Raw genomic sequence first — 7292 nt, forward strand, 5'->3', positions numbered from 1 at the left:
GGGCACCCCCCGCGCACGCGGCGACCGTGGCGCGCGAGCCGGCCTGGGTGGCGCCGGCGGAGTCCCCGGATCGGGTCGACCAGGTCCGCGCGGAGCAGTGGCAGCTCGACCAGTTGAACGCGCGGACCGCCTGGCGGACGTCGACCGGGCGCGGCGTGGTGGTCGCGGTGGTCGACTCCGGTGTGGACGGTTCCCACCCGGACCTCGCCGGTCAGGTGCTCCCCGGCATCGATCTGGTCTCCCCGGACGGTGCCGACGGACCCGACCCGGTGGGGCACGGCACCACGGTCGCCGGCCTGATCGCCGGACGCGACGACGACGACCGCGGGGTGGTCGGCCTCGCCCCGGACGCCCGGATCCTGCCGGTCCGGGTGCTCGACGACGAGAACCGCTACGACGACGCGCTGATCGTCGCCAAGGGGGTGCGCTGGGCGGTCGACAACGGCGCCCGTGTGATCAACCTGTCCCTGGGCGGCAGCGGGGACAGCCCCGCCCTGGCCGCCGCCCTCGACTACGCCTTCGCCCGGGACGTCGTGGTGGTCGCCTGCACCGGCAACCTGGCCACCTCGACCAGCCCCAAGGTCTGGTACCCGGCTCGCGAGCCCGGCGTGATCGCCGTCGCCGGTCTGGAGCGCAACGGCAAGGACCTCTGGTCCGGCTCGATCACCGGCCACGAGACGGTGCTCACCGCCCCGGCCACCGCGCTCTACGGGGCCCGCCCCGGCGGGTACTGGCGGGTGCAGGGGACGAGCTTCGCCTCGCCCCTGGTCGCGGCGACCGCCGCGCTGATCCGGTCCCGGTACCCGCGGATGTCGGCCGGTGACGTCGTCAACCGGCTGATCAGCACCGCCAAGGATCTCGGCCCCACGGGCCGGGACGACCGGTTCGGCTACGGGCTGGTGGACCCGGTGGCCGCGCTGACCACCGACGTGCCGTCGGTGGGGGCCAACCCGCTCGACGACAACACCTCCCCCGCCGTGGTGGGCTTCGGCCCGGCCCCGGGTGCCGGCCGGGACGCGTGGGCCGCCGCCGGGCAGACCGACCCCTTCTACGCCGCGCCCCGGCCGCCGGCGAAGTGGTCGGCCCGGGCGGCCGGCCAGGCGGCCGACCCGGCGCCGGAGCGGCTCTGGACCGGCCTGGCCCTCTTCGTCGCCCTGGTCACCGGCACGGCCCTGGTGATCCGCCGGTTCCGCCAGGCCCGTCGTTGACCCGACCGGTCTGACCGGCCCTTCCGCTGGGTAGTGGACGACTATGGACAGCGTGGGAGTCGAGCGACGGTCGTGGCGTGCCGAGCGGTTGAACCCGGACCGTTCGCTGGGGCTCCGGCTGACCCTGGCCGCCGGCGCGGCGTTCCTGGTGCTGGTGCCGTTCGCCCTGCTGGCGCTCCTGGTGCTGGGCGCGTGGCCGCCGCTGTTCCGGCTCGACGCCACGATCACCGACACGCTCCACCGGTACGCGCTGCACCACCCGGCCTGGGTCCGGGCGATGGGCCTGTGGAGCGACGTCTTCGGCCCCGGCCCGCTGCGGGTGGCCGCAGCCGTGGTGGTCGGCTGGCTGTTCCTGCGCCGGGCACCGCGGCTGGCGCTCTGGGTGGTGACCACGATGACCGTGGGCGGCCTGCTCGGCGGGCTGCTCAAGTTGCTGGTCGGGCGGCACCGTCCGGACCTGCTCGACCCGGTGGCCCGGGCGGCCGGATACTCCTTCCCGTCCGGGCACGCGCTGAACGCCGCCCTGGCCGCCGGGGTGCTGCTGCTGGTCTTCCTGCCGTACGCCCGGGATCGGCGGGGACTGCGCTGGGCGCTGTGGATCGGGGCGGTGCTGCTCGCGGTGGTGACCGGGCTCAGCCGGATCGCGCTGGGGGTGCACTGGACCAGCGACGTGGTCGGCGGCTGGCTGCTCGGCGCGGCGGTGGTCGGCGCCACGGCCGCCGCCTTCAGCACCTGGCGGAGCCGGATCGGCCGGCCGGTGCGAACCACCCGGGAAGGGGTGGAGCCGGAGTTGGCCGAACCGGGCCCGAACGGGCCGCACGCGTAGTTCGACGCCTCCCGGGGTAAAGGGCGGCCCATGTCCGATGTCGTGGTCCAGGTCGCCAAGCGGATCCTGCTGCCGGTGGCCCTGCTCTTCTCCGTCATGGTGGCGTTCGGGCTCCTGGTCACCCGGGTGCTCGCGAAGTCCTGGCCGTTCACCGTCGAGGACTCGCTGAACCGGGAACTGGCCGGCGACCGGACGCCGGGATGGAACGACGTGTCCCTGGTGTTCAGCACCCTGGCCAGCACCCAGCTGATCGTGGTGGTGACCGTGCTGGTCGCCCTGGTGCTGCGGCTGGTGCTGCACCGCTGGCGGGAGCCGCTCTTCCTCTGCGCGGCGGTGACCGCGCAGGCGCTGGTCTTCCTCTTCACCACCATGGTCATCGACCGGCACCGGCCGGCCGTCGAGCACATGGACAGCTCCCCGCCGACCTCCAGCTTCCCGTCCGGGCACACCTCGGCGGCGACCGCCCTCTACGTCGGCATCGCCGTGCTGCTGGCGCTGCGGGCGAAGAGCACCCCCGCCAAGATCACCTGGTGGAGCCTGCTGATCCTGGTGCCGGTCGGGGTGGCGGTCACCCGGCTGTACCGGGGCATGCACCACCCCAGCGACGTGGTGGCCTCCTTCATCAACGGCGGCACCTGCGTCGCGATCATGGCCCGCGCGGTGCTCGACCGGACCCTCACCTGGGGCCGGGCGAAGCTGCCGGTCGGCCGCTCCGGCGACGACGTGGCCCCGGCCGGCGCCTCCGCCGGCTGACACGGGGGCGGCCGCCGACCCGGTCGTCCGCCGCCGCCGACCTCAGGTGCAGTCGCCGGTGCCGACCGCCCGGGTACGCTCCGCACCGGCGAGCGCGACCGGCCGGGCCTCGGCGGCGGTCACCGCGAAGCCGGTGTTCGGATCGTCCGCCGCCGCCGCGAAGATCACCCCGAGCACCAGCCCGTTCGAGGAGACCAGTGGGCCGCCCGAGTTGCCGCTGCGGACCAGCGCCCGGATCGTGTAGATCTCCCGCGTCACGTCCCCGGCCGAGTAGATGTCCGGGCCGGTGATCCGGTCGACGTCCCGGATCCGGGCCGGGCGGGCGTCGTACGGGCCGTCGAGGGGGAAGCCGAGCACGATGGCGTCCGCCCCGCTGCCGGCCTGGCCGGCGGCGAAGCGCAGGGACGGGCCGGGCAACCCCGGCACGTGCAGCACGGCCAGGTCGCGCTCCGGGTCGTAGACGACCACCTCGCCGTCGTACCGCTCGCCGCGCAGTTCGACCGCCACCGAGCGGGTGCCGGCCACCACGTGCGCGTTGGTCATCACCCGGTCGTCCGCGTACACGAAGCCGGAGCCCTCGATCCGGCGGGCGCAGCTCGGCGCGGAGCCCAGCACCTTCACCACCGCCCGCTGGCTGGTCTGCACCACCTGCGAGCCGGCCAGCGCCGGGTCGGGCGGGGAGACCTGGCGGGCGCGGGTCGGGGCGAGGTCGCCGAAGACGTCCGGGAAGCCGTTGGTGTCGACGGTGTCCCGCAGCGCCGTGGAGAGCTGCTGCGCCTTGTCCGGCAGGACCCGGTCGACGACGGTGAGCAGGGCGCTGTTGCGGACCGAGGAGGCCAGCCAGGGCAGCGAGGAGGAGCCGAGCGGCACCGCGACCAGCCAGGCCACCAGCATCACCGCGAAGACCGAGACCAGGGCGCCGCCGACGTCGTCGAGTCGTTTGGCCAGCTCGTTGGTGATCGTCTGGCGCAGGTGCGAGCCGATCCAGCCGGCCAGCGCCTGGCCGAGCACGGCGAGGCCGAAGACCGCGACGAGCGAGATCAGCACCCGGGTGCCGCTGTCGGCGAACTGCCGCGCGACCAGCGGGCCGACCTGGAGGCCGACGAGCGCGCCCAGGAAGAACCCGGAGAACGACAGCGCCCCGATGACGAAGCCCTGACGGTATCCGCTGATCGCGAACACGAGCATGAGCAGGAGTAGGACGAGATCCACGGCGGACACGCGTCCAGGGTACGGGCAGCGCGCCCGGAAGACCCTGAGCGCTCGCTGAACGTGACGTTCAGGTAAGCGCCGGTGATCCGGCCCGGCTCAGCGGACCGGGGTCTCGTCGACCGCGTCGGTGCCGGCGGACGGTGCCGGGGTGGCGCCGGTGGGGGGCAGCTCGACCACCCGGGACCGCGGCCACGGGCGGGCCCAGCCGCCCATCTCCAGCAGCGTGTTCAGCACCCCGGCGGTGAAGCCCCAGACGAGCATGCCGCGGACGGAGAAGGCCGGACCGATCCAGCCGCTCGGGTGGCGGACCCGCATCCGGTTCTCCGGGTCGACCAACTCGGCGACGGGCAGCCGGGCCACGTGCGCCACCTCCGCCGGTTCCCGCGGGTGCACCGGGTGCGGGGCGTGCCACCAGGCGAGCACCGGGGTGACCACGAAGTCGCTCACCGGGATCCACAGCTTCGGCAGCTCGGCCAGCACGGTGACACTGCCCGGGTCGAGCCCGACCTCCTCGTTCGCCTCGCGCAGCGCGGTGGCGCTGGCGTCGGCGTCCTCCGGGTCGGCCGCGCCGCCGGGGAAGGCCGGCTGCCCGGCGTGGTTGCGCAGGGTGGCGGCGCGCTGGAGGACCAGCACGTCCGGACCGGCCGCCGGCTCCTCGCCGAGCAGCACCAGTACGGCGCTCTCCCGGCCCCCGCTCTCCGGGGTGGTGAGCCGGGTGAAGTCCTCGGCCCGGGCGGTGCCGAGCCGGCCGAGCAGCGGGTCCAGCCAGACCGGCAGCTGCCTGGTCATGCGCTGACCTCCACCCCGAGGTGCTGGCGGACCAGTTCGGCCAGGCGGGCGTCGTCCAGCGCGCCGGTCGAGTCGGTGTGCCGGATCCGGCCGTCCGACCCGACGAAGACGGTGAGCGGGAAGGCGTTGCGGCCCAGTCCCCGCTCGAAGGCGTCGCCCTGGTCGACCAGCATCGGGAAGCGGACGCCGAAGTCCTCGCCGATGGACTGGGCGCCGCCGCGGCTGTCCCGGCTGTTCACCCCGATCACCTGGAACCGCCCGGCGGCCCGCTCGCTGAGCCGCTGGAAGGCGGGCAGCTCCTTGCGGCAGGGCGGGCACCAGGACGCCCACACGTTGATCACCGCCGGACCCTTGACGTCACGCAACGCCACCGGCGCCCCGCCGGTGAAGCAGGAGAGGGTCAGCTCGGGCAGCGGGTCCCCCGGCGTGCCCGCCGGGGTGGCGGCGGCCGAGGCCGGCGCGGCGGTCAGCGGGGCGCAGTCGGCGAACGGCGACGGCCGCTCGGCGCGGGTGGCCGGGGCCGGGCCGGCCGGCTCTTCGACCGTGCCCGTGCAGCCGGCCAGCGCCAGCAGCACCGGGACGATCAGGTACGCGAGGCGCCGGTTCACGGCACGTCCGCCGCTGCCGCCTGCTGGGGAACCAGATCGGGGTCGAGGCCGACGGCGGCCGCCAGATCGCGGGCGCGCGGGCCCTTGAGCAGCTTGGCCGCCGCCACCGGGTCGGTCGGCCCGGTGCCGTACGACGGGCAGAGCTTGACCAGCGTGCAGGCGCCGCAGGCCGGCTTGCGGGCGTGGCAGACCCGCCGGCCGTGGAAGATGATCCGGTGCGACAGCATGGTCCAGTCGCGCTTCGGGTAGAGCGCGCCGATGGCGTGCTCGATCTTGACCGGGTCCGTCTCGTCGGTGAGCTGCCAGCGCTGCACCAGCCGCTGGAAGTGGGTGTCGACGGTGATGCCGGGGACGTCGAAGGCGTTGCCGAGGATCACGTTGGCGGTCTTGCGGCCGATGCCGGGGAGGGTGACCAGGTCGGCCAGCTTTCCGGGGACCTCGCCGCCGTACCGCTCGCACAGCTCGCGACCCAGGTTGATCAGGGAGCTGGTCTTGTTGCGGTAGAACCCGGTGGGCCGGATCAGCTCCTCCAGCTCGGCGCGGTCCGCCCCGGCGTAGTCCGCCGCGGTGCGGTAGCGGGCGAAGAGCTTCGGGGTGACCTCGTTGACCTTCTTGTCGGTGCACTGCGCGGAGAGGATGGTGGCGACCGCCAGCTCCAGCGCGTTGGAGTGGTCGAGTTCACAGTGCGCGTCGGGGTGCGTCTCGGTGAGCACCCGGCCGATCCGCCGGGCCCGGCGGGTGCGACCGAGATCGGTCTCGGGGGTACGCGTGGTCACGCCGGCCAGCCTACGTCGCGCGGCCGACGTCCCGGCGGGCCCACGCGGGGCGGACCGGTCAGGCGCCGGTGCCGGAGGGCGGGCTGATCCTGCCGGCCCCGTCGAGCCGGGCCCCGGAGGTCGGGAAGTCGCTGCGGCTGACGTCGCGGACCAGGCCGAGGCCACGGTGCTGCCGGTCGATCGACGGGCGGCCCACCCCGTTCATCGCGGTGGACGTGAAGGTGCCGCCGACGAAGCTGCCGTCCGCCTTGACCGAGACCTTGAGCACCCCGCCCCAGCCGAGCCGACCGGCCGGGTTCAGCGACTTCCCGCCGCCGGCGAAGTTGCCCAGGCTGTACGCGATCAGCCGGCCCTTGTAGAACTCCATGCCGCGCAGCACGTGCGGGCCGTGCCCGACGACCAGGTCGGCGCCGGCGTCCACCACGGCGTGGGAGAACTTGATCGGGTCGCCCCGGTTCTCGCCGAAGAACAGCTCGGTGCCCGGCTTCACCCGGCTCTTGTCGGCGCCCTCGGCACCCATGTGCACCTGCACGACGACCACGTCGGCCAGGGTCGCCGCCTTGGCCACCACCCGCTTCGCCGACTCGATGTCGACGAGGCTGTTGGACCAGACGTACGAGGAGAAGCCGGCCACGGCCACCTTGACGCCGTCGACCTCGACCACGGTGATCTGGTCCGGCGCCCCGGTGTGCTTCAGCCCATGCTTCTCCAGCGCGCGCTGGGTGTTCTGGTAGCCCTTCGGGCCGTAGTCGTAGCCGTGGTTGTTGGCCTGGTTGAGCAGCTGGAACCCGGCGTCCTTGAGGTGCGCCGCGTACTCCGGCGGGGCCCGGAACTGGAAGCAGTTCTTCGGCGTCGGCCCGCACTTGCCGGCGCCGGTGTCCTCGGTGAGCGGCTCCTCGAGGTTGCCCATCACCAGGTCGGCCTTGAGCGCCGCCTTGACCCCGTCGAAGAAGCCCCGGCCGTCGTCGGCGGGCAGCCGGGACGGAGCGTTGCCCATGATCACGTCCCCGGTGGCGGCCAGCGAGATCGTCTTCACGGTCTCGTCGACCGGCTCGGCCGGCTGCTCGGCCTCGGCCGGGCCGCCGCTCGCGGCCACGCCCGGCTGCCAGGCCGGCGGGTC

Annotated in this window: 8 protein-coding genes; 3 read left to right on the forward strand and 5 right to left on the reverse strand. The window is 74.4% G+C overall.

Going from position 1 to position 7292, the window contains the following annotated elements:
• From mycP to ACWEVO_RS24695, 3 genes are all read left to right on the forward strand, one after another.
• The coding region (gene mycP, locus ACWEVO_RS24685; protein ID WP_452309892.1) for a type VII secretion-associated serine protease mycosin at positions 1-1208 on the forward strand (1208 nt) is incomplete at its 5' end.
• 43 nt (positions 1209-1251) lie between these two features.
• Positions 1252-2034, forward strand: a complete 783-nt coding sequence (locus ACWEVO_RS24690; protein ID WP_452309893.1) for a phosphatase PAP2 family protein — start codon at positions 1252-1254, stop codon at positions 2032-2034.
• A gap of 30 nt (positions 2035-2064) precedes the next feature.
• Positions 2065-2787 carry a phosphatase PAP2 family protein gene (locus ACWEVO_RS24695; RefSeq protein ID WP_452309894.1) on the forward strand — a complete coding sequence of 241 codons (723 nt, stop codon included), beginning with the start codon at positions 2065-2067 and terminating at the stop codon, positions 2785-2787.
• 42 nt (positions 2788-2829) lie between these two features.
• On the opposite strand, the gene ACWEVO_RS24700 is transcribed toward ACWEVO_RS24695, so the two are convergent.
• From ACWEVO_RS24700 to ACWEVO_RS24720, 5 genes are all read right to left on the reverse strand, one after another.
• Positions 2830-4008 (reverse strand): MarP family serine protease, encoded by a 1179-nt coding sequence (locus tag ACWEVO_RS24700; protein ID WP_452309895.1) that lies wholly within the window; start codon positions 4006-4008, stop codon positions 2830-2832.
• A gap of 87 nt (positions 4009-4095) precedes the next feature.
• A complete protein-coding gene (locus tag ACWEVO_RS24705) occupies positions 4096-4788 on the reverse strand; it encodes an NUDIX hydrolase (RefSeq protein ID WP_452309896.1) in 693 nt (230 codons plus the stop codon).
• Positions 4785-5396: a TlpA family protein disulfide reductase gene (locus ACWEVO_RS24710; RefSeq protein WP_452309897.1), complete on the reverse strand. Its 612-nt coding sequence runs from the start codon at positions 5394-5396 to the stop codon at positions 4785-4787. The genes ACWEVO_RS24705 and ACWEVO_RS24710 overlap by 4 nt, the downstream gene beginning before the upstream one ends.
• Positions 5393-6172, reverse strand: a complete 780-nt coding sequence (gene nth / locus ACWEVO_RS24715) for an endonuclease III (RefSeq protein WP_452309898.1) — start codon at positions 6170-6172, stop codon at positions 5393-5395. The genes ACWEVO_RS24710 and nth overlap by 4 nt, the downstream gene beginning before the upstream one ends.
• Before the next feature lie 58 nt (positions 6173-6230).
• Positions 6231-7292: CapA family protein (locus ACWEVO_RS24720; RefSeq protein ID WP_452309899.1), on the reverse strand; the 1062-nt coding region annotated here is incomplete at its 5' end.

It is taken from the genome of Micromonospora sp. NPDC003776 (assembly GCF_053605645.1).

Coding starts and splice junctions, on each gene's coding strand:
- ACWEVO_RS24690 (WP_452309893.1), top strand. CDS start 1,252: ATGGACAGCGTGGGAGTCGAGCGACGGTCGTGGCGTGCCGAGCGGTTG.
- ACWEVO_RS24695 (WP_452309894.1), top strand. CDS start 2,065: ATGTCCGATGTCGTGGTCCAGGTCGCCAAGCGGATCCTGCTGCCGGTG.
- ACWEVO_RS24705 (WP_452309896.1), bottom strand. CDS start 4,788: ATGACCAGGCAGCTGCCGGTCTGGCTGGACCCGCTGCTCGGCCGGCTC.